General features: G+C 59.7%; 16 protein-coding genes and 6 pseudogenes. 14 read left to right on the top strand and 8 right to left on the bottom strand.

Annotated features, from left to right (window positions below):
* The first annotated feature begins 186 nt into the window (after positions 1-186).
* Together AWB74_RS40650 and AWB74_RS40645 are read left to right on the top strand one after the other, a co-directional pair.
* Positions 187-630, top strand: a complete 444-nt coding sequence (locus tag AWB74_RS40650; protein WP_061152196.1) for an SET domain-containing protein — start codon at positions 187-189, stop codon at positions 628-630.
* A gap of 149 nt (positions 631-779) precedes the next feature.
* Positions 780-1670, top strand: a complete 891-nt coding sequence (locus AWB74_RS40645) for a hypothetical protein (RefSeq protein ID WP_061152199.1) — start codon at positions 780-782, stop codon at positions 1668-1670.
* Positions 1671-2098: 428 nt separating this feature from the next.
* Here AWB74_RS40645 and AWB74_RS48495 read toward each other — a convergent pair whose 3' ends face one another.
* The 4 genes from AWB74_RS48495 to AWB74_RS40625 form a co-directional block, all read right to left on the bottom strand.
* Positions 2099-2392 carry a hypothetical protein gene (locus AWB74_RS48495; protein WP_327363141.1) on the bottom strand — a complete coding sequence of 98 codons (294 nt, stop codon included), beginning with the start codon at positions 2390-2392 and terminating at the stop codon, positions 2099-2101.
* Positions 2393-2471: 79 nt separating this feature from the next.
* Positions 2472-3068, bottom strand: a complete 597-nt coding sequence (locus tag AWB74_RS40635; protein ID WP_061152194.1) for a hypothetical protein — start codon at positions 3066-3068, stop codon at positions 2472-2474.
* Between the two features lie 31 nt (positions 3069-3099).
* Positions 3100-3660: a hypothetical protein gene (locus tag AWB74_RS46100; RefSeq protein WP_143749454.1), complete on the bottom strand. Its 561-nt coding sequence runs from the start codon at positions 3658-3660 to the stop codon at positions 3100-3102.
* A 131-nt stretch (positions 3661-3791) separates the two neighbouring features.
* A complete protein-coding gene (locus AWB74_RS40625; protein ID WP_143749453.1) occupies positions 3792-4562 on the bottom strand; it encodes a hypothetical protein in 771 nt (256 codons plus the stop codon).
* Between the two features lie 206 nt (positions 4563-4768).
* Here AWB74_RS40625 and AWB74_RS40615 point away from each other — a divergent pair.
* From AWB74_RS40615 to AWB74_RS47865, 10 genes and pseudogenes are all read left to right on the top strand, one after another.
* Positions 4769-5206: pseudogene (locus AWB74_RS40615) on the top strand (ISKra4-like element ISBte1 family transposase); the annotation flags it as partial.
* 415 nt (positions 5207-5621) lie between these two features.
* Positions 5622-6389, top strand: coding sequence for a hypothetical protein (locus AWB74_RS40610; protein WP_061152189.1), 768 nt, complete (start codon positions 5622-5624; stop codon positions 6387-6389).
* Between the two features lie 165 nt (positions 6390-6554).
* Positions 6555-7802, top strand: coding sequence for a caspase family protein (locus AWB74_RS40605; RefSeq protein ID WP_160110376.1), 1248 nt, complete (start codon positions 6555-6557; stop codon positions 7800-7802).
* A gap of 46 nt (positions 7803-7848) precedes the next feature.
* The gene (locus tag AWB74_RS40600) at positions 7849-8778 is read left to right on the top strand and encodes a DUF4384 domain-containing protein (RefSeq protein WP_061152187.1); all 930 of its coding nucleotides are present in this window, start codon (positions 7849-7851) and stop codon (positions 8776-8778) included.
* 44 nt (positions 8779-8822) lie between these two features.
* A complete protein-coding gene (locus tag AWB74_RS47875; RefSeq protein WP_235024887.1) occupies positions 8823-10565 on the top strand; it encodes a tubulin-like doman-containing protein in 1743 nt (580 codons plus the stop codon).
* 23 nt (positions 10566-10588) lie between these two features.
* Positions 10589-11839 (top strand): hypothetical protein, encoded by a 1251-nt coding sequence (locus tag AWB74_RS47870; RefSeq protein ID WP_235024886.1) that lies wholly within the window; start codon positions 10589-10591, stop codon positions 11837-11839.
* Between the two features lie 43 nt (positions 11840-11882).
* Positions 11883-12671 carry a tetratricopeptide repeat protein gene (locus AWB74_RS40590; RefSeq protein WP_061152186.1) on the top strand — a complete coding sequence of 263 codons (789 nt, stop codon included), beginning with the start codon at positions 11883-11885 and terminating at the stop codon, positions 12669-12671.
* Positions 12672-12688: 17 nt separating this feature from the next.
* A complete protein-coding gene (locus tag AWB74_RS40585; protein ID WP_143749451.1) occupies positions 12689-13375 on the top strand; it encodes a TPR end-of-group domain-containing protein in 687 nt (228 codons plus the stop codon).
* A 53-nt stretch (positions 13376-13428) separates the two neighbouring features.
* Entirely contained in the window at positions 13429-13722 is a 294-nt protein-coding gene (locus tag AWB74_RS40580; RefSeq protein ID WP_061152198.1) for a TM2 domain-containing protein, read from the top strand.
* Between the two features lie 98 nt (positions 13723-13820).
* A pseudogene (locus AWB74_RS47865) lies at positions 13821-14446 on the top strand (NAD(P)/FAD-dependent oxidoreductase); the annotation flags it as partial.
* 675 nt (positions 14447-15121) lie between these two features.
* Here AWB74_RS47865 and AWB74_RS40570 read toward each other — a convergent pair.
* A pseudogene (locus AWB74_RS40570) lies at positions 15122-16047 on the bottom strand (IS91 family transposase); the annotation flags it as partial.
* 88 nt (positions 16048-16135) lie between these two features.
* Between AWB74_RS40570 and tnpA the strand changes: the two are divergent.
* Together tnpA and tnpB are read left to right on the top strand one after the other, a co-directional pair.
* On the top strand, positions 16136-16609 hold the full coding sequence (tnpA, locus tag AWB74_RS40565; protein WP_061152182.1) for an IS66-like element accessory protein TnpA: 474 nt from the start codon (positions 16136-16138) through the stop codon (positions 16607-16609).
* Entirely contained in the window at positions 16609-16947 is a 339-nt protein-coding gene (tnpB, locus tag AWB74_RS40560) for an IS66 family insertion sequence element accessory protein TnpB (protein ID WP_061152181.1), read from the top strand. Before tnpA ends, tnpB begins: the two co-directional genes overlap by 1 nt.
* A 178-nt stretch (positions 16948-17125) precedes the next feature.
* Here tnpB and AWB74_RS40555 read toward each other — a convergent pair.
* From AWB74_RS40555 to AWB74_RS47860, 3 pseudogenes are all read right to left on the bottom strand, one after another.
* Positions 17126-18261 (bottom strand): annotated as a pseudogene (locus tag AWB74_RS40555) (IS3 family transposase); the annotation flags it as partial.
* Positions 18262-18329: 68 nt separating this feature from the next.
* Positions 18330-18578: pseudogene (locus AWB74_RS40550) on the bottom strand (transposase zinc-binding domain-containing protein); the annotation flags it as partial.
* A gap of 21 nt (positions 18579-18599) precedes the next feature.
* Positions 18600-18693 (bottom strand): annotated as a pseudogene (locus AWB74_RS47860) (integrase); the annotation flags it as partial.

Raw genomic sequence — 18693 nt, 5'->3', positions numbered from 1 at the left:
CGCCCAGAACTTCCGCGATCCGGTCTTCATAGCGCACCAGGGTGCCGCGCGCCGGCTTGCGTTTGAGTTTCGTGCGACGAGGCGGAGCGGACATTTCTTGACAGGCTGACACGCGATGATGCGATTATGCCTGTCGTCATCTCAGGGCAGATAATTTCACTCCTTTTTCACGCCAGAGTCTCAACCATGCGCCGCATTGCAGTCCGTCACTCGCCCATGCATGGTCGCGGTGTGTTCGCCGCAGCAACTATCTCCGTGGGTGATCCGATTCTCGAGTACAAAGGCGAGATCATCTCGGCCAAAGAGGCGCAGCGTCGGTATGAGCGGTCCACCGCTGAAGACGGACATACCTTCTTCTTCGGGCTCGACGACGGACGCATGATCGATGGCGCACAAGGCGGCAACTCCGCGCGCTGGATCAATCATAGTTGCGCGCCCAACTGTGAAGCCGAACAGGAGGGCGACCGGATCTTCATCCGGGCGACACGCAAGATTGAAGAGGGCGCAGAGATCTTCATCGATTACGCGCTCGATGTCGAAGGGCGCCGAACGGCGGCGCTCAAGCGCCTCTACGCATGTCGGTGCGGCGCTCGCCGCTGTCGAGGCACGATGCTGGATGCGCGTCGGTAGCGGACTTGTTGTGAGGCGCGCCTGGCACCAGGTGATTCATCAAAAGACCGTCGAAAGCACCGGCAACCGCTTCCTCGACGCGTTGAAATGAATTAGCCTGATCGCTCTTCATCGACACATTCCTGAGTGCGACGACGATGCAGCAAAGCATGCAACAGCTCGATATATTTGCCGACAGCCGCGACGTGGTACTGCGCAATGACGTCGTGGAGCACTTGCAGCGTCGCCATGCGGTTGACGCGCGAGCCTCACTGACGCAACTCGCCAGCGAATACCCTGAAGACAGAGCGCTGCCTGCGATGACGGTGCTTGTTCGCGAACTCGAGAACGAGTCAAGCCTTCCACTGACCGACCACGCGGAGTTGGCTGAGGTCCGGCGACACCTCGAGAATCATGTGATCCCTGCGGTCCAGCAAGTGCTGCCCGCGAAGGACGTTCATGCGTGGTCGACACCGTGCTGGCGCTCGCTCGCCCAGCGCGCTGCACCGCTGGTGTTCTGCGGGACTCACACCGAAAGTCACGCCGCGCCGCTATGGCTTCGAGCAGGGGACTGTGCGGCGGCCACTAATGCCGTCAACACGATCGAATCGTGGTGGCGCATCCCGTCGCCCCTCGCCTGGATGACCGAAGCGCGCTATCGAGCGTCCGGCCTCGATGCGGCGTGGCCGCTGTTCGCAGAATTGGCGTGGCTGGCACCGTCACGGTTCGCCGCATTGATTGCCGGGCTTCGGGACGCTTCGCTGAATGCGCTGCGTCGGCGCTTCGATGCTGACTTTCCCGGTACAGGCGAAATCGAGGACTATGTATGGTTCCCGGCCTGGCTAATGATCGTCAAGCCAGCGCTTGCGAGCCGGCTGGGGGAGGCGCGCGTGCAGCGAGATGTGCCGGCGTCGCGTGCGACCGCTTTGCTCGGGGAGATTTTGCGCCGTGAACACGAAGGCGACCAGCACGAATTGATGACCTTACGCGAAGAACTCAGTCGGCTGCACACGGGCCTGTTTGACGCGTACATGGCCACACGGAAAGTGCAGCGTCGATGAACTGGTCTGTCGCGTCACCGGACTGACTCTCGAGTGCCCGCTGCAGATTTTTTGTCGGAGGGGAGACAAACGCGCGAAGCGACGTTGCACGTTGCTCGGTCTTCCGCCGCTCGATCACTTCCGAGTCCAGAAGAATCTTCTTAACAAGCGAATCAGTTGAATTCTGTTCGGCGCGCGCTTCAGCCGGATCCGGGTTCTTCTGCCTCAACGACTCGGTGAGGTGCGCGAATTCTCGTAGCCCATGCAGTGATTTCAAAGGTTCCAATGCGGTCGCCCACAGATGCCGACGGGCCATCGACTGAAAATACTCCTCCTCGCCGCCATGACCTCCCGCAGGTAAGCTTCCTATCCGAGCGGTACGAGCTTTGGAACGCCCTCTTTTGCCGAGTGGAAATCGGGCGATGACCAGCCCGTTGCTACGAATGAATTTACTCCGGGGTGGCTTTCACATCCGTCGCAGAGCAACTGATGCTAGAGACGCCGCGCTCCATGCTCATTCGGCTCGCCATCCGTTCGAGCTTGGCCTGATACGTCGGATGCGCCCGCACTGTCGCCATCACCTTGACCTTAGACGCATCGCCCTCCGCATCTTCGCTCGTCAGGCTATGGAAGGATAGGGGCTGTGATTCCATGGCATTCGATAGCACTGTACGGCTGTGAACTTCATCCTCATACTTGGTGGGTTCTCGAGGTCCTGACTTGCTCTCGTCGCTGGGTGTCATCCCGCGATTGCAGATCCGCAAAGGGGGAAAGGAAGCCTGTCAAACCAAAGGAAGGCTTGACAGATTATACGACCACGATTTAATGGATTGCGCTGACGCTTTGAATCGCAGCGGGCAGCTTTTTCACCGCGTCCACTGCCGCGCGTTGCGCCGCCAGACCGAGATTATGCTTGAACTCATCAAACTCGGCATGGCCATTTCCTCGCACCTCCGGCTCTGCGACAAGTTTTCCAGTCGGATCGGTCACGGTGCATACCAACGTCACCGAGAAATCGGTCGGCGGCCACGTCATGATACTCGGAGAGGAAGAGTCGGTTGTGATTTGCGGCGCAATGATGTAGTTTATCCCCTTTGAACGTGCGGTTGCCTCGTCAGGCGCTGCATTAAGCTTAACCACCTCTTTGAACGTGCGGGATAGCTCGAGATAGATCGGGAACTCGAGATCGCGATAAGGCTTGTATGTCACCTTGTCGCCTCCGCCGCCGGGCGTCGTCACGTCCCTCGCCCGTTGCTCGTCGGTGATGACCAGGCCGACCACCTTGTCGATCTGTTGCGGTTTTGCTGTTTTGGTCAGTTCCGACGAATCGCCAGAGATCGTGATGTTATGTGCGCATCCGGAAAGAATGGAAAAGGTGAGCCCAAGGGCTCCTGCACGTATGTAGTTCAAGAGACTCATTTGCTTAAAGATCTTCTGGAGTGAATTGAGGTCATCGCACCGATGCGATGAAGAGCGGGTCCGCATATAGCGTCGCCAGCAGCTTCTGGATCAGATGCGGGTAGGCGGCCGTGGCCGCCGGAATGGCGATATTTGCCATAAACGAGGAGTCCCATGTATCGGACGCTGTCTTGATGCTGTCGTAGACCACTCGTGTGTCCCGCTTGACTACAAACCGCGCCGAAACGGTGCCGGTGCCTTGAGAGACGGCTGCATCGATATCGTTCTTAAGAAGTGCGCCGGACACTTCCACTTTGGCCTCGGGAGAGACCGCGTCGGACACAGCCAGTTCTTCTGTCAATGCATTCGACACGTAGGCACCAAACGAATTACCCACAGGCGAGTGCATACGTAGTGCACGCAGGTGTACTGGGTACGGGTTGTCATCCGTATCGGCCGAATCGAAGGTCCTAACGCGCGTCTGGATGGTTCCTGCACTCTTTAGCGTCTGGACGTTGTCGACTGAAGGCGTATAGGAAGCAGCGTTGATTGAAGCGCATGCACCCAGGGCAGCGGAAAGCGCCGCGCCTGCAATAAGTCTTGTCGTAAGCATTGATTTGTTGAGCGCTCTACGGATGTGAGAAAGCCCGTGGGATTAGCGCCGATGTCGATGATTTACATGGGAGCCGCGTCGCAATGCCTTGGCGGTATATAGACGCGAACAGGACAACATCGAGATTTGTGTTATTTGGTTCCGAGGAAAATGACTCCGGCTTTCGACGGCGTTTGCACGAATGCGTGGATTTGATTGCTGCTCATGACGCCGACGCCAGTTGCGGACGTGTTGGGATAGGCGCACCCGGAGCCCGAACCAAAGTTGAGGCTGATGTCATACACGTTCCCGGTTGCGTGGGGCTTGATAGAACCGGTAAAAGAGCAGTTCGTGCCGCTGCCGGTGACGGTTCCATTCGCATCAGCGATCAGGGTGACCGTATCCGTCCCAACTCGCGTGCCGATGTTGGTGGCACTGGTGCCCTTGAACGTGCCGGTTACCGCTGTCTGGGTGGGCGCGGTTTCATAGCTCGAATCGTAATTACCATTGAAGTCCGCTCGGGAGCCGTTGGCATAAGCGACCGTTGCCTTGAGCAACTGTTTTGCTGAATACGTTCCAGACATTGTGACTTGGTTGGCGCCTTGGCCCTCGAGGTTATAGTCCGTCCCCGAGCCATTGCTGAGATTGCCCCCGCTGGAAGTGACAGTCCCCGCCACCACTCCTGCAATTAGAGTAGGCGAACCGGCCACCGAATATTGCGTGTAGAAACGTCCATCGTCTAGCACCAGGACGGTTGCCTGGCGGCCATTCACCGTTCCTGCATATTGTCCTGCCGCCGTCGCGCTCTGCGAGGAGGCTGCCGAAGCATTGCTACTGGTACCACCACCACCATCACCACCGCCACCACATGCGGCCAGAATGACGCTTACTCCCGAGATTGCGACCGCGATCCTCGTATTCATTTTTTCTCCCTTATTGTCGACCTGTAATCGGTCGTGACATAGTGTAACTGGATGTAACGCAATTTGGAAAGCATGGCGATATGAAGATCTTGCTGCCGCGCTTTACTCTCGCATCGCTCAGGTGCAAGGAGAACGTTGGTATCACTAGGTCGATGCGCCGATTCGTCACAACTCGGCCACGAAGGTACCGTGGCCTTGACGCGATTGCCGCGATGGTGTCCAGCGGGCCGAGCGTCGAGGTACTGGAGGAGGCGCTACTGCTTGAGCACGTGCTGGCGACGAGCGTGAGGGCTTGAGGGCGATGATCGCCGATGAGCAACGGCGATATCGGATCCGCCCGCTAGCCAATCTGCCGTTCCTCAACGCAGTTCAGCGCGCGATCGGCATCGACGGCGGCTATGTCCGCCTCGCGGGACGCGGCAGCGGACAGGACGGCTGGTTCGAAGTTATCGTCAGAAAATCACTGCGGGAAGACGGTGCGCACGCAGCTTCGCATACGTTCATACACTCAAGCACGAGCCCACCGATCGGCGTGCTGACGTTTCTCGCGCAGGAATGCGTCCGCGCGAATCAGCCAGTGACTTTCCTGTCCGTTGGCGATGACACCGCGCGCGGCCCAGCTGGATTCTGATGATTGTGGAGACAACAATTGATTCTTCTTGCTGTGGAGGCCGGATCCTTGAGGAAACGCTTCGAACGCGCATAGCAAAGATGCGGCGCAAGCGCAATCTCTAAAGCGACGACTGTCTTAAACAACAATCGCTTGCCCGATGTTTATCAATTTGATAGAAACAGGCTTGACTCACAGGACAGAGCGTTCGATGGGGGGTTAGGTTTGCAGCCTGATTTCCTAGGCGTTTTAGCTTTCACGTTGCTTTCTTCAAAGCGTGAATTGCGCTGAGCGAAGTCGTTGCAAACGCTCTTTGTTGAAAGTTGCAGAAATAGTTAAGCAAACACTAAAGTTTGCGTCTCGCGCGTCGATACCAAAAAAGCAGCACAAGAAAACGCGGGCACGGCCGAGCGGATAAAAACCGAGAGATCGTTTGGTCGATGCGTCATATGAGCAACAACAAAGCGAGAGATCTGAGAAATGATCAAGAGGGAAAAGCGGGTAGCGGCTTGCGCGGCCGTTGCCAGTCAATGCTGTTCGCAAGCATCGGGGTGCAAGCACAAGAATCGGCTAATGACGATCTAGATTCCTGCGTCAAGCATGAGCAGATCGTCGGAACGGCGAAGGGCGCTGGTCTGGGCGCGCTCGCGGGCCTCGGGGCCATGCTGGTCGCTCACAAGAAGGAAGACGCAGGCAAGGCGGCGCTCATCGGCGCGGTGGCGGGTGGCGTGGCAGGTTGGGCAACCTCCTTCTACACGGCAAATGAAACCTGCTACAAGAAGAATCCCGCATGGATTCCCGAGTCCCAGCTCAACCGCACTAAAGACTACGACAAGATCAAGAAAGAAATCCGTTACAACGCGAAGCAGGGCCCGCTGGCCAGGATGCAGTCGATCCAAGTGCCCGGCCCGGTCACGCCGAATAGCCAGGCGGAAGTCAAGAGCACGTTCATCGTCATGACGCCCAATGGCGCGGATGCTCCAGTCACCATCGATCGGAAGCTCTTCGTTATCGCGGACGACAAGGAAACTGAAGTCGCGTTTCCGGGCCATAGCTCCCAGCAACTCACGCTTGAACCGGGTCAGCAACAAGATGTGAGTCACATTCCAATCCCTCCCGACGCCAAGCCGGGCAGCAAATATCGTGTGCAGATGGCTGTGACCACCGACGGAAGCCCGACGGCAGTCGCTTCGCAACAGTTCACCGTCACTCAGTAAAGCGTCGTCCGGGCCGCCTAACGCGCTGCCCGGCGCTTCTTTTCGTAAACCCGCATCGAGGTGGGGAGGCGCGCGCGCGTCTCCCGGATTGCTATGAAACGGTTTATCGCACGCCTTGCGTGTTTGATCGGCCCAGTTCTGCTGACTGCGTGTGCGGCCAGCAGCATGCCGGGGTATCAAAATGTCTATCACTCGTACAACGTCCCTGAGCCGTTGGTTCAGCAGATCAGAGTGAAGTTCGCCAGTCACGGACTCACTCAGGCAACCGTGACACGCGACAACACCGGGCGCATTCAACTTACCGGGACGTATCGGGACGAGGACGAAGTCGATACCGCGTTCCTGATCGTGCAGTCGATCGTCGGAATCAAGTCGACTTCGCCGTTCTATCCGGAACATATCCTCAAGAAGCGTTGGGAAGTCGATGCCGGCAAAGCGCTCGCCGCGTTCAATCGCGCGCAGGCGGCGAAAGCTGCGCTGCCCGTGAAGCGGGCGTTCGTGATCGGCATCAACCATTTTGCGGATCCTTATCATCTGCTTGATATTCAGGGCGCGGATGATGCCGAGGTCGTTCAGCGCTATCTTCAGCGCGCGGGCTATCAGGTGACGTCGTTGCTCAATGAGCAGGCGACGAAGGCGAATATCGAAGCCGGAATCGCGCGACTCAGCGCGCAGATCCGCCCGAACGACGACGTTTTCATCTACGTATCGAGTCACGGCAACATGCCGGTGCCGAGTCCCGCCGGTGGCGACAATCGCAAGATGTCGATCATGGCCTACGACTCGGGCGACGAGACGACCGTCCGCTCGAACAATCGGACTGAGATTCTCCTGCATTTCCAGCAGTTTGCAGTGCCCGATACGATGGTCCAGGATCTTGCGCGCAAGCCGAGCCGCGTCACCCGTGTGGTGATCGACACGTGCTATAGCGGCGATATGCTCAATGACATCGTGGACGAAAGCGCCGCGTATGTGCGTCGCACCAACGGCAATCGCAACGAGTATGCGGGCATCTCCCTCGCGTCATGGAGCGGCGAAAGCTACACGTCGAAGGGCATCCGCTTCTCGGACGACGGCGTCGCCCAGGCCGGCGCTTCGCAGACACGCACGGCGATCGACCGCAGTCGCGCGGGATACAACATCATCACCGCGACGAGCCCGAACGAGGAATCGCTCGGACCGAAGAGCGGCACGTTCGAAAGCCCGCTCGCTGGCGGCCAGATTCTGAAGGGTTCGTTCTTCACGCAATCACTGTTCGCCTATCTGGATCAGTACCACGGACAACTGGCGCCGGCATTTCGCGACGCGCAGAGCTTCACTTCGCGCAAGGCAATCGAGGTATCGAATAGCGAGCGTCATCAGGTGCCGCGCGAGTGGTCGACGATACCGGCCGGTCTGAACGAAATCCAATAGCCCATTTGTCGAAGCAGCTTCTTTCAGCATTCCGGAGACATACATCATGCGTCATGCATTCGCTGCGCTCGCGCTCGCCACGGTCGCGGGTCACGCCATGGCCGAAGACGGCTACACCGCAAAATCGCTCTTCTTCGGCGAGGATGACAACGTCCGCACTGTGGCGACCTCCACGGCGCCGGCCATTAGCAACGAAGTCGCGGTTGCTGAGAACAAACCGGATCAGGCCGCTCCGGTTTCCGCGAAAAAGGCACGTGTCGTCAAAGTTTCAACCAAGAAGGTAGCGAACGTCGGCGCGAGTTATTTCATTCGGCTGAAGCAGCCGGACGGCTCGACGCACGACGTCCTCGCGCGGCGAGTCTTCAAGAGCGGCGAACACTTCCAGCTAGGCGTCAAGGTGAATCATCCCTCGTACATCTACATCCTGAATGAGGGACCAGACGGTTCGATCACGCAGATTTATCCGCAGCGTTCGCAGGACAATTTCGTCGATGCAATGGGCGTGGTGTTCCTTCCCGCGCGCGGTTCCTTCGTGTTCGACGATAAGCCCGGCATGGAAAAGCTGATGGTCTACCTGTCGCCTGAACCGGTGCGCGGCGATCTGCGCGCACGTGTCGGGGGCTCGACGCCCGACTTCGTATCGACCTCTTCGCCGACACTCGCGCAAGCCTGCGTGCCGCAGCCGAACGGCGCGATCGCCGACGCGCCCACGCCTGCATCGTCGGATGGCGCGCCGTTGAAGATGGCCAGCGCGGACACAGGCTATGCGGCCAAGGGAATCGCGTTCTCCGACGACAAGACCGCGTGCGCGGCGCCAGTTGCCGCCGCGGCCGGGCCGAACTACGCGGCCAAGGGCATCGCATTCAGCGACGATGCCGCGCCCACCGCCGGCGGCCAGGTCGCCTCTTACGTGGTCAAGCCGGCGACGGCGTCCGACGCCAACCTGTATCTAAAGATCAACCTCGCGCACGAGTGATTCCGCCGGCACGGGCGAGCCGATAAAACAACACGAGTCGACACATGGAACACAACCATCTCATCATTGGCCTGGGTGGATCGGGCGGCAAGATCATCCGCAATCTCCGCAAGACGGTCGAACGCAATCGCGACGTGGAAGGCAATTCGCCATCCGATGCTCGGTTCGAGTATCTGTACGTCGACACGTCGACAGACGAACTCGACAAGCACGATGAATGGCGCGTGCTGGGCAAGGACATCGAGCTTGCACGCAGCCAGTATGTGATCAACACGGCCAGCAACGTACGGCCCGTGCTCGACGATCCTGCGTCCTTTCCCGGGTTGCGCGACTGGATCGAGCCGCGCAGCATTTTCGACTTCGTGAAGCCGGGTATCGCGGGTGCGGCGCAACGCCGCAAGCTCGGAAGGCTGGTGTTCGCGCAGAATGCCGCGCAGTTCGTCAAGGCCGTCGAGGATCGCATGCGCGTGCTCGAGGAAGGACCGGGACGCAAGGGCGTGACCATTCATATCGTCTGCGGTCTCGCGGGCGGGACCGGAAGCGGCTCCATCGTCGATGCCGTCGCGCTCATTCGCAACAAGTATCCGGAAGCCGACCTGCACCGCATCCTAATCTATGCGCTGCTGCCCGAGAAAGACTCGAAGCGCGTGCGCAACGTGGCGGGCTTCTCGAACTACTACGCGAACGGCTATGGCGCGCTCGCGGAGCTCAACGCGATGGCGGTCGGGCAATATCATCCGCCAAGCGTGCTGGACGGCTCGCCGATGAATCACGATACGTATTTCAATGGCTGCTATCTCGTCAACAATGTCAACGAGCATCATCTCCAGTTCGACATCGACACGGAACTGCCGCGCATCGTCTCCGAGTTCATCTTTCAGAAGACGCTCAACAAGCAGTGGGAAGGTTTGGGGCGCGCGAAGAAAGGCGAGAACGATATCAAGAATTTCGAATCCGAAGATGACATTGGCAAAGCGCGCGCCAAGCTGTTTCTTTCGTTTGGCGTAGAGCGAATCGTCGTGCCGGAGCAGGAGATCAAGGAATATCTCGCCTACGGGTTCGCCGAGCAGGCCACGCGCCAGCTCATGTTCAACAACTTCCGTCAGGGCGAAGGTTATGCCGACGAGCCCGTTCAGAAGGACTGGGGTTCGGAAGCGCGCAAGCCCGACGTTATCCAGAAGCTCTTGCTAAGCGACGCGCATCTGATGCTCGAGACGGGCATTCTCGAAGACGATGCGCGCAACGCGATGTGGAAGCCCGCAAGGGAATACTGGAAGCAGATCGTGAGCCGCCTCGCGCCGGAGATTCGTGTAGATCCGACACTCGAGCAGACAACCTGGGTCCATGCGCTGAGCTCGCGTCTGGCCAAGGTCTTCGATGAAACGTATCGGACCATGGGCGGCGTGCGCAAGTTCTACGAGATCAAGGCGAATGCGCGCCTCGAAATGGCGCGCCATGTCAGCCGTCAGATCGAGAAGCAACTCTTCTCGGACTGGAAAATCGGCACACATTCGCTGATCCAGTTGCGCCAGTTCATCGATGCTCTCGTGAACATGCTTGACGAGCGACTCGAAGTCTTCAACGAAGAGCTGACCAAGGGCCCGGCGAACGAAGCCGCGATCCAGGCGCGCATCGATGAACTGAACGCACAGTTCAACAAGGTGGGTTTCCTCGGCAAGCATCTGACGGACAAGCGCGGCGGGCTCTTCACGGAGATCGCCACCAGTATCAGGATCAGTTCGCGCTGCGCACGCTGCTCCAAGGTCAGCGCTTTGCGTGCGGTCTGATTCCGTTCATCAAGGATGAACTCATGACGCTGCGCGGGCTCATCGACTCGCTGCACCAGAATCTCGCGGCAGCGACGGAGCAAGTACACGATGAACAAGCCGCGCGTCTTGCCGGTGCGGACGCCGTTTATCAGCAACGCATTTTCGATCGCAACGCGATCAACAGTGTCATGAAGGCCCTCGTCATCGACGAGCAGGCGCAGATCGCGCGTACCCAAAAGGTGCGTCAGTCAATCATCGAACTCGCGGGCACCGAAGTCGATTCCTTCGACAAGCTCGTGCGCAGCGTGTCGCTCGGCGCGATCATCTCGACGATTTCACAGTCGTCCGCGGTCATCGTCGAACTCGCGCACACGGAGATCGCGAAGTCGATTCAGCCGGTGCTGCACGTCAATATCGTCGAGCGCCTGCAGAAGCAATACGATGCGAATCCGAGCGGGCTGAAGGCATTCGTGTCCGGTCTGTACGAAAAGTCCGGCACGATGCTCCAGTACAACAAAACGGAAGTGGATCGCTCGGTCGCGAACAATCAGGGAGGTTCTGTCGGTACGGCGAAAACGGTCGCTGTGTTCCTGCCGGAATGCGAGAGCCAGAAGAACTTTCATGCCTCGCTCACGCGCATGTTTGAGGAACAGAAGGATCCGGCGTCAGACACGGTGGTCGCCACGGGCAAGCTGTCGAACGAGATCGTCATCATGAAGATCGCGTCGCTCATGCCGGTGCGCTTCATAGAGTCGCTGCCCGTGCTGAGGCGCCACTACGACGGCCTGCTCGCCGACTTCAACGAATCGCACTTGCTGCACAGCGCGGGTAACGGCAAGCGTTTGCCGCCGCTTTATGCCCGCACGTCCGCGGAAGTGGCGTCGCAGGCGAAGCGCAAGCCGTATCGCCTGATCGCCCATCTGTTGCAGATGATCCGTTCGCGCGAGAACCGCGTCACGGGTGAAACCGAATGGGTCTTCGTCTACGAAGATGACGGCCTGCCGACTGATCGCGTGCTGAACGGACGGAACTGGTCCGCCGTGTTCGACGGCGATCAGAAGGACGATCTGCAGAAGATGATCGAGGCGGAAGTGACGCGCCATATCGCTAGCACGTTGCAACATCGCGACGACAAGACGAAGCTTATCGGCGACTTCGATGCGTTCGCGCGCAAGACGCTCGTCGATAACGGCGGATTCACTGACGATCCCGGCTACAAGGCGATCGTCGCGCTGAAGCCGCAGATTCGCGACATCATCGGACTGCCGGCTGCCACGGCGCAGGCCGCCTGAGCGCGATTGCACATTCAACGAACAAGAAGCGGAAAACGACAACATGGCCATGTATAAATGTCCGACGCTGGGCGATTGCGAACGCGCCAACACCTGCGAAATCTTCGAGCGCAGTCCTGGTGAAGATCTTCACTGCCCGGATTGTAAGACCTTGCTCGAACTGCAGATGCCGAACGCGCGCGGCGGAAAGAAAGTGAAACCGCCGGTGATCGCCGCGATTGTCGGCGCTGCAGTGCTGGTGATCGGCAGCGGGACTGCGTTCTATGTCTCGCATGCGCACAAGTCGGCGGAAGCTGAGCCTGCCGTGCGAGCGGCGCAAGCGGCGAGCGAACCTGCTGCACCGGTGGCAATGGCGGCGGCGCCCGTCTCAGCGCCCGCGACGCAGAGCGTTGCTACCGCGAGTGACGCGACGGTGACGAGCACCGGCATTGCACCGACGCCGGAAGATATCGCTGCCGACCGCAAGGCTGGCGAGAAGCAGCTCACGAGCGGCGATGCTCCCGGTGCCGAGACCGCGAGCAATCGTGCGGCCGCCAAGGAAATGATCAAGGTTGCCATCGCCGACATGGCGCAGGGCAAGCTCGATTCGGCCGAGAAGGAATTGAACGAAGCGAAGGCGCGCGACCCGAAGCAGTCGCTCGTCTATTACAACCTCGCGGTGCTTCGTCTGAAGCAGGATCGCACCGACGACGCGCTCAAATCATTCGAAGCCAGCTTCCTGAACGGCTTTCAGTATTTCGACGCAATGGCGAAGGATCCGGATCTCGATGTCATTCGCAAGGATCCTCGCTTCCAGTCACTGCTCAAGAAATACCATCCGGAGACGGTATGAACCTCCGACGCACCGCGTTGACGGTTGCCTGCGGGCTGATGCTGGCCGCTTGTTCCCGGCAGGACAGGCCGTCGATCATCGGTCACTGGCAGGCGGAGCGTGCAACCATTTTCAGCGCGCATCTGCCGATCGGACCTGACATCGTGATCAGCGAGCAGGCCGTGGCGGTGCCGGGTACGGATGCGCGCATCCCATTGAACGGCATCACCCAGAAGGATAATGAAGCCGTCCTGGAGTTGCCCTACGGCGTCGGTGTGTCGTTCTTCTTCGACGGGACCGATCGAGTCCATTTCGACGCGCCGGTGCTCGGGAAGGTCTATTATCGGCGCGTGCATGATGCGGTCGCGGCGCAACCGGCGCCGCAGCCGGATGCGAAGATTCAGGCTGCCGGGCCGGTCATGGCATCGGCGGTTGTGCCGGCCATCGCCGTGCAAACGCAGCGCCCGCCGTCGCCACCGGTGCAGGTCGCGCCGGTATCGCTGAGCGAGCACGGTCTCGAGGTGCCGCCTCGCCCGGTCCGTCCGTCAGCCTTCGAGCAGGCCGTGCTTGCCGCGCGAAAGGGCGCCCAGGATTCGGCCATCGATAGTCTCAACGAGGCCTTCAAACAAGGCTTCCGAGGCTTCGACATGATCGATGCCGCACCCGAGTTCGCGTCCTTGCGCGAAGACCTTCGCTACCAAGCATTGCTTGCGCATTATCGTTGAGATCGTGTCAATGTCCGGTCACTTTGTCGATTATCGATAACCAGGAGAGTTACATGAGCGATGTGTCCCGCCAGATGATGATGTACGACGCACAGAAGAAGAGTCTGGTCGTCGCGTTCCTATTGTGGTTTTTTCTGGGTTATCTCGGTGCGCATCGTTTCTATGCCGGGAAGACACTGAGCGGTATCCTGCAGCTCGTGATGTCGCTTATCGGCGCGGCACTGACGTTCGCGGGCGTTGGCTTCGTGCTGCTTGGTGTCGTAGGTATCTGGCTCTTTGTCGACATCTTTCTTCTGCCAGGCCTTATCCGTAACCACAATGTAGCGCTGGTCAGCCGATTGAGTTGAGCGGAGCGCTCGACTAGAAAGCTATGCGGCAAATAGCAGACATCTGCGAACCAAAAAAAGAAGCAAACAGGAGAGAAAACTTGCCGCGCGGCAACGCAGGCGCGGAAGTGCGCTTAGGTTATCCTGCGCTACAGAAATGAAAACGGGAGGCGCGCCTGCGCTCAAAGTCGCCGAGGAGGCTGGCACGCGATATAAGGTACATGAGTTTCGTGCTCGATGCCAGCGGTTGGGGCCGCGTGCTGGCGCGTCTTCTAAACCTCGAAGCGCCCCGCGCCTACCTGCGCGTATCGCGATCTTCACTCGTGTGCGCGACGGCTTTCCCGTCAATGCGCACGATCGCAACAAGATCACTGTCGCCGTGCATCCTGAGCATCGCGATGCCTAGTACTGGATGATCCGCTGGCGAACTGCGTTCGTCCGTCAGATGAGTCGAAGAAGCGCCGTTTCTCGATCGGCCGGAAGTAGAGCGCAAGGCGAAGCTGCGTTCGGTGATTTGCAGCGAGCCGACGCTTAATCGGCTGATCGGCCACGCGCCTTTTCTGACGCCCGTGCGGCACATCGGCGGATATTCGGCGAACGTCGACCGCTGCATGGACCGGGCTACGCGCTGCTCGGCAATACTCGCCGTAGAAATGCTGCAGCGACACATAAACGGCGAGGTCATCGATTGGCGGACAAAGCATGATATGCGCTACGGAAGGGCATCGGTACGTTTCGCGCGTTCGGAGCTTGCGTCCCCGTTCGAAGCCTTGATCGAATTCCACGCGCGAGCGAGGGCGCTCGCGGAGCAGTGCGGTTCGTCGATTTGTTACCATGTCGGCCGGGTTGTGCATGACCGGAGTGCCCAGCTAATCTTCAGGCTTTCAAGGAATCTGCTGCCGTGTCGCAAACTTGGTCCGTGAATGAACAACCTGACTTAGGAAGCAAGTTAGTGACGTGGCACGGCAATGGACGCCGCCAGCCCCTCGTACCGATGATCGAAGTCCGGACATCTCCCAGACGCTGCGAACGGTCACTGAATTGAGTCAACGGTAGGCCACCTGATCTTAAGGTTTGTTCGACGCCTGCCCAGGTCTGCAGGCTCGGAAACGCGTGATGGCGCGTGCGGGCAGGCGTTGGACAAACCTGAAGGGAGGAAACCGCGGAGTTTTCCGATGCAATAGAAGTTTTCGGGTCTATGGCGATTGATAGACCAGGAGAACCTGCGGAACTACGGGATGCGCGGTCCGGCGGCGTGCCGAGTGAACGCTAATGATGTGCCGACGGGGTGCAGTCGTGCAATCGTGATGTCGGATCGAAGGTGTGAGGGAATGCGGGGAGCGACAGGCGCGAACGTCCGCTCGTGGGCCGCGTTGCCGCAGAGCCGACGATGGGGTTGCTCGTCCTGGAACAGTTGCGTTCATGTCTCGCCCCGACGCGTGGGTGGTGCGCGGATCGGTGCGGTGCGCGCAAGGATATCGATGACGATCATCGGTGCGCCGCAGTGTCGGCAGATGAAGGCAGGTCGCGTTTCGATGACGGTTTCGTGGGGTGATGGGTCGACTCCGGGCGTGTCGTGCAGCAGTTCACGCACCTTCGCGAGACTGGCGCGGCGCACCGGGTTGGCAAGCAATCCGTAGTGACGGATACGATGGAGGCCGCTGCGCAACACATGGAGGAGGAAGCGGCGCATGAACTCGCCGGCTTCGAGAGTCATGGTCTTGTAGCGAGTGCGTCCCGTTGCACGGTAGTCCTTCCAGCGGAAGGTGACGCCGCGTTCATCGAATGCGAGCAGGCGCTGGTTGGAGATCGCCACGCGGTGCGTATAACGCGATAGATACGCCAGCACCGCTTCGGGTCCTGCAAAGGGGCGCTTTGCGTAGACGACCCATTCGCAGGCACGCAGTGGCGCAAGCCAGGCGTCAAAGACAGTTGAGTCGGCTAGTTCAGCATACTGGCTGAAGAACTGCAGGTGGCCATGCCGGTGTGCGTCCGTGAGCGCTTCGAGGAAGCGCCTGCGGAACAGGCGCGAGAGCACACGCACCGGCAGGAAGAAGCCGGGCCGGCAGGCGATCCACCGCTGACCATCGGGCGACAACCCACCGCCGGGGACGATACCGTGCACGTGGGGATGATGCGTGAGCGCCGAGCACGGGTGTGCAGCACGAGCGTGGCGCCGATGTTGGCACCCAGATGCTTCGGATCAGCGGCGATGGTGCGTAGCGTTTGGGCGGCGATATCGAACAGCAGCCCGTAGATGACGGCCTTGTTGTACCAGGCGATGGCACTGATGGGCGCAGGTAGCGTGAAGACGACGTGGTAGTACTCCACCGGCAGCAGGTCGGCCGTAAGCGCGAATTTCTCCGCACATAGCGCGATGGAGTGAAAGAGGTCACGCTTGCGTCCGCAACCAACACTTGCGGACGCAACGACGATGACGCCTGACACGATTGACCTCGAGTTTCTGCCGCTGAAGGTGACGCACGTTTCGCCAAAGGGCAAACGATCATTCGATCCTGATGGGAAACGTCGCTTAGTCGAGGCATGCCTGCGGCCTGGCGCGTCGCTTGCCGGTTTGGCGCTGAAGGCAGGAGTGAATGCCAACCAACTGCGCAAATGGGTCGACATGTACCGCAAGGCAGGCGTTGTTGCCGATCCGCCGAGGACGAGCGAGCCCGAACCTTCTGCGTTTGTTCCCGTGGTTACGATCGGGAACGCGACGCTGAAGGCGGCAGAGCCGACGGCCACGTTGGCGGTACGTCGCGATTCTCCCTCAGCGTCGACGTTGGCACCGCCGCAAGCGCGCCTGTCCGTAAGACTGCCCAACGGCGTCGCGATCGATCTGGAATGCTCAGTGCAGGACACGTCACTGGTCAAGGCGATGATCGTGGCGTTGGGAGCGGGTTGATGTTCCGCTTTGACGATGATCTGCGGATCTACCTCCATCGCGAACCAATCGACTTCCGCTGCGGACTGAATACACTGGTGACAGTGGTCGAGCAATCGATGCAACTTGACCCGTTCGCGCGAGCCGTCTTTGCATTCCACAATCGTAAGCGTGATCGCGTGAAGCTTGTGCTCTATGACCGGGCCGGCTTCTGGCTCCTGATGAAGCGACTCGAGGCGGACCATTTTATATGGCCCCGCCGTCAGCAGGCAGTGATCGAGTTCACCACCGAACAGCTTCACCTGCTGCTAGATGGCGTCGATGTCGACGCGGTGCGCCGTCATCCCACGCGGCAGTGAGGTTGACCCGCTCCGACGGACAGATTTGCAGTCAAAGATGTGTCGTGGTCTGGCCTCCGTTAAGCGTAGAGTCGCGGGTTGTCCACGGACGGGCAGCGGGTCGCTTCTCACGACCGCGACGCTGCCCGTCGGTGGGCAACCCGCAGGGTGATGCGGTTTTTGTCTTCGCGCTCAGGTTCTCGAATTCGAGCGGCGAACAATAGCCGATGCTGCTATGCAGGCGGCGTACGTTGTACCAGCCTTCCAAGAAGGAGAAGATGCGCCTCCGTGCTTGTTCATGGGTCGCGAAGTGTTCGCGCGACAGGAGCTCTGCTTCAAGCGTCCCAAAGAAGGATTCGCACATTGCGTTGTCGTAGGCGTCGCCGGCCGTACCCATCGATGGTTGCACGCCCGCTTCGCGGCAGCGCTTTCCGAAGGCAATTGACGTGTATTGGGCCCCTTGGTCGGAATGCAGAATAACGCCCTCGTGGCGTCGCTGTTGCAGCGCCATGTCGAGCGCGCGCAACATCAGTTCGGTGTACAAGTGGTTCGACATCGCCCAGCCGATGATGCGCCGGCTGAAGACATCAAGCACCACGGCCAGATAGAGAAAGCCTTCTGTCGTCGGAATGTAGGTGGCATCTGCGACCCACAGTATGTTGGGCCCTTCCGCATTGAAGTGCCGGCGCACGAGGTCCGGCGCGCGCCGTGCCCCGGCACGCTGACGCGTTGTACGTGGCCAGCGCCGTCGGCTTGCTCCCCGTAGGTCCGCGATGCGCATCAGGCGCGCGACTCGTTTGCGTCCCACGTGCACTCCCTCGCGCGCAAGTTGCGCATGGATGCGTGGCGCCCCATACGTACCTCGTGAACTCGCATGCAACGTACGAATGCGCGTCAGTAGTTGAGCATCGCTACGTGACCGCTTTGATGGCTCCCGCACCAGCCACGCGTAGTAGCCGCTGGTCGAGACTCCCAGCAGCCGCGCCATCGTGGCAATGGGCCAACGGGCCTGATTCGCTCTCATGAATCCGTATCCTTCGAGGATACGGCTCCTGTCTCGCGGGCGAACCAGGCTGCAGCGTGAGAGAGAATGTCGCGCTCCGTCTTTAATTGCCGATTTTCGCGGCGCAAACGGGTGAGTTCTTGGCGCTCAGCCGTGGTCAACCCCTCCTGACGCACGCCGGCGTCAATATCCGCCTGCGCCACCCAGTTGATTATCGTCTGCGCACTAGGCTCGAACTCTCGCGCGAGCTCCTCGGGTGTTCGCCCCGCCTTCACCAAGTCCACTATGCGAGCCCGGAATTCCGCCGGGTACGGTGCTCGATGCTTGCCCATTTTGGCACCCCCTTTTTCCAAAGGATAGGTGTCCGTTTTGGCGGGTCAATCTCAAACTACCGCTTACGGTCGGCCTGACGCGCGTCGAGCCAGCGGCGCGCGGCGCTCGCCTGGCACTTTGTGCAATGGCGGTTACGACATGAGTTGAAGGCGACTTCGATCTTTGCGCAACCTGAACAGCGCAGCACATGCCCGCCCAGCGCCGCGGTGCGGCACTGTTCGATGGCCGACATGACCTTCAGCTGCCCCAGGCTGAGCGACACCGTACGTCGCCATACCGGACCTTGGGCGCGGAAGATGTCCGCGACTTCGAGCATGAGGTACTAAACTGCGCCGCGTTACTTGGAAGGCAGACGCTCCAGCGGACTGATGACTTGGCGCAGCAGGTCGGTGGCGACCTGCACGTAAAGCGCGGTGGTCTCGAGCTGCTTG

The sequence above is a fragment of the Caballeronia arvi genome (assembly GCF_001544695.2).
GTDB lineage: Bacteria > Pseudomonadota > Gammaproteobacteria > Burkholderiales > Burkholderiaceae > Caballeronia > Caballeronia arvi.
Note: the sequence above shows the minus strand (reverse complement) of the source record. Positions and strands in the feature narration are given on the sequence as shown.

What these genes read in the sequence shown, in the direction of transcription:
- AWB74_RS40590 (WP_061152186.1), top strand. Translation starts at nt 11,883, where the DNA reads ATGGCCATGTATAAATGTCCGACGCTGGGCGATTGCGAACGCGCCAAC.
- AWB74_RS40635 (WP_061152194.1), bottom strand. Translation starts at nt 3,068, where the DNA reads ATGAGTCTCTTGAACTACATACGTGCAGGAGCCCTTGGGCTCACCTTT.
- tnpB (WP_061152181.1), top strand. Translation starts at nt 16,609, where the DNA reads ATGTTCCGCTTTGACGATGATCTGCGGATCTACCTCCATCGCGAACCA.
- AWB74_RS40605 (WP_160110376.1), top strand. Translation starts at nt 6,555, where the DNA reads ATGCCGGGGTATCAAAATGTCTATCACTCGTACAACGTCCCTGAGCCG.
- AWB74_RS47870 (WP_235024886.1), top strand. Translation starts at nt 10,589, where the DNA reads ATGACGCTGCGCGGGCTCATCGACTCGCTGCACCAGAATCTCGCGGCA.
- AWB74_RS48495 (WP_327363141.1), bottom strand. Translation starts at nt 2,392, where the DNA reads ATGACACCCAGCGACGAGAGCAAGTCAGGACCTCGAGAACCCACCAAG.
- AWB74_RS40625 (WP_143749453.1), bottom strand. Translation starts at nt 4,562, where the DNA reads ATGAATACGAGGATCGCGGTCGCAATCTCGGGAGTAAGCGTCATTCTG.
- AWB74_RS47875 (WP_235024887.1), top strand. Translation starts at nt 8,823, where the DNA reads ATGGAACACAACCATCTCATCATTGGCCTGGGTGGATCGGGCGGCAAG.
- tnpA (WP_061152182.1), top strand. Translation starts at nt 16,136, where the DNA reads ATGACGCCTGACACGATTGACCTCGAGTTTCTGCCGCTGAAGGTGACG.
- AWB74_RS40600 (WP_061152187.1), top strand. Translation starts at nt 7,849, where the DNA reads ATGCGTCATGCATTCGCTGCGCTCGCGCTCGCCACGGTCGCGGGTCAC.
- AWB74_RS40580 (WP_061152198.1), top strand. Translation starts at nt 13,429, where the DNA reads ATGAGCGATGTGTCCCGCCAGATGATGATGTACGACGCACAGAAGAAG.
- AWB74_RS46100 (WP_143749454.1), bottom strand. Translation starts at nt 3,660, where the DNA reads ATGCTTACGACAAGACTTATTGCAGGCGCGGCGCTTTCCGCTGCCCTG.
- AWB74_RS40650 (WP_061152196.1), top strand. Translation starts at nt 187, where the DNA reads ATGCGCCGCATTGCAGTCCGTCACTCGCCCATGCATGGTCGCGGTGTG.
- AWB74_RS40645 (WP_061152199.1), top strand. Translation starts at nt 780, where the DNA reads ATGCAACAGCTCGATATATTTGCCGACAGCCGCGACGTGGTACTGCGC.
- AWB74_RS40610 (WP_061152189.1), top strand. Translation starts at nt 5,622, where the DNA reads ATGAGCAACAACAAAGCGAGAGATCTGAGAAATGATCAAGAGGGAAAA.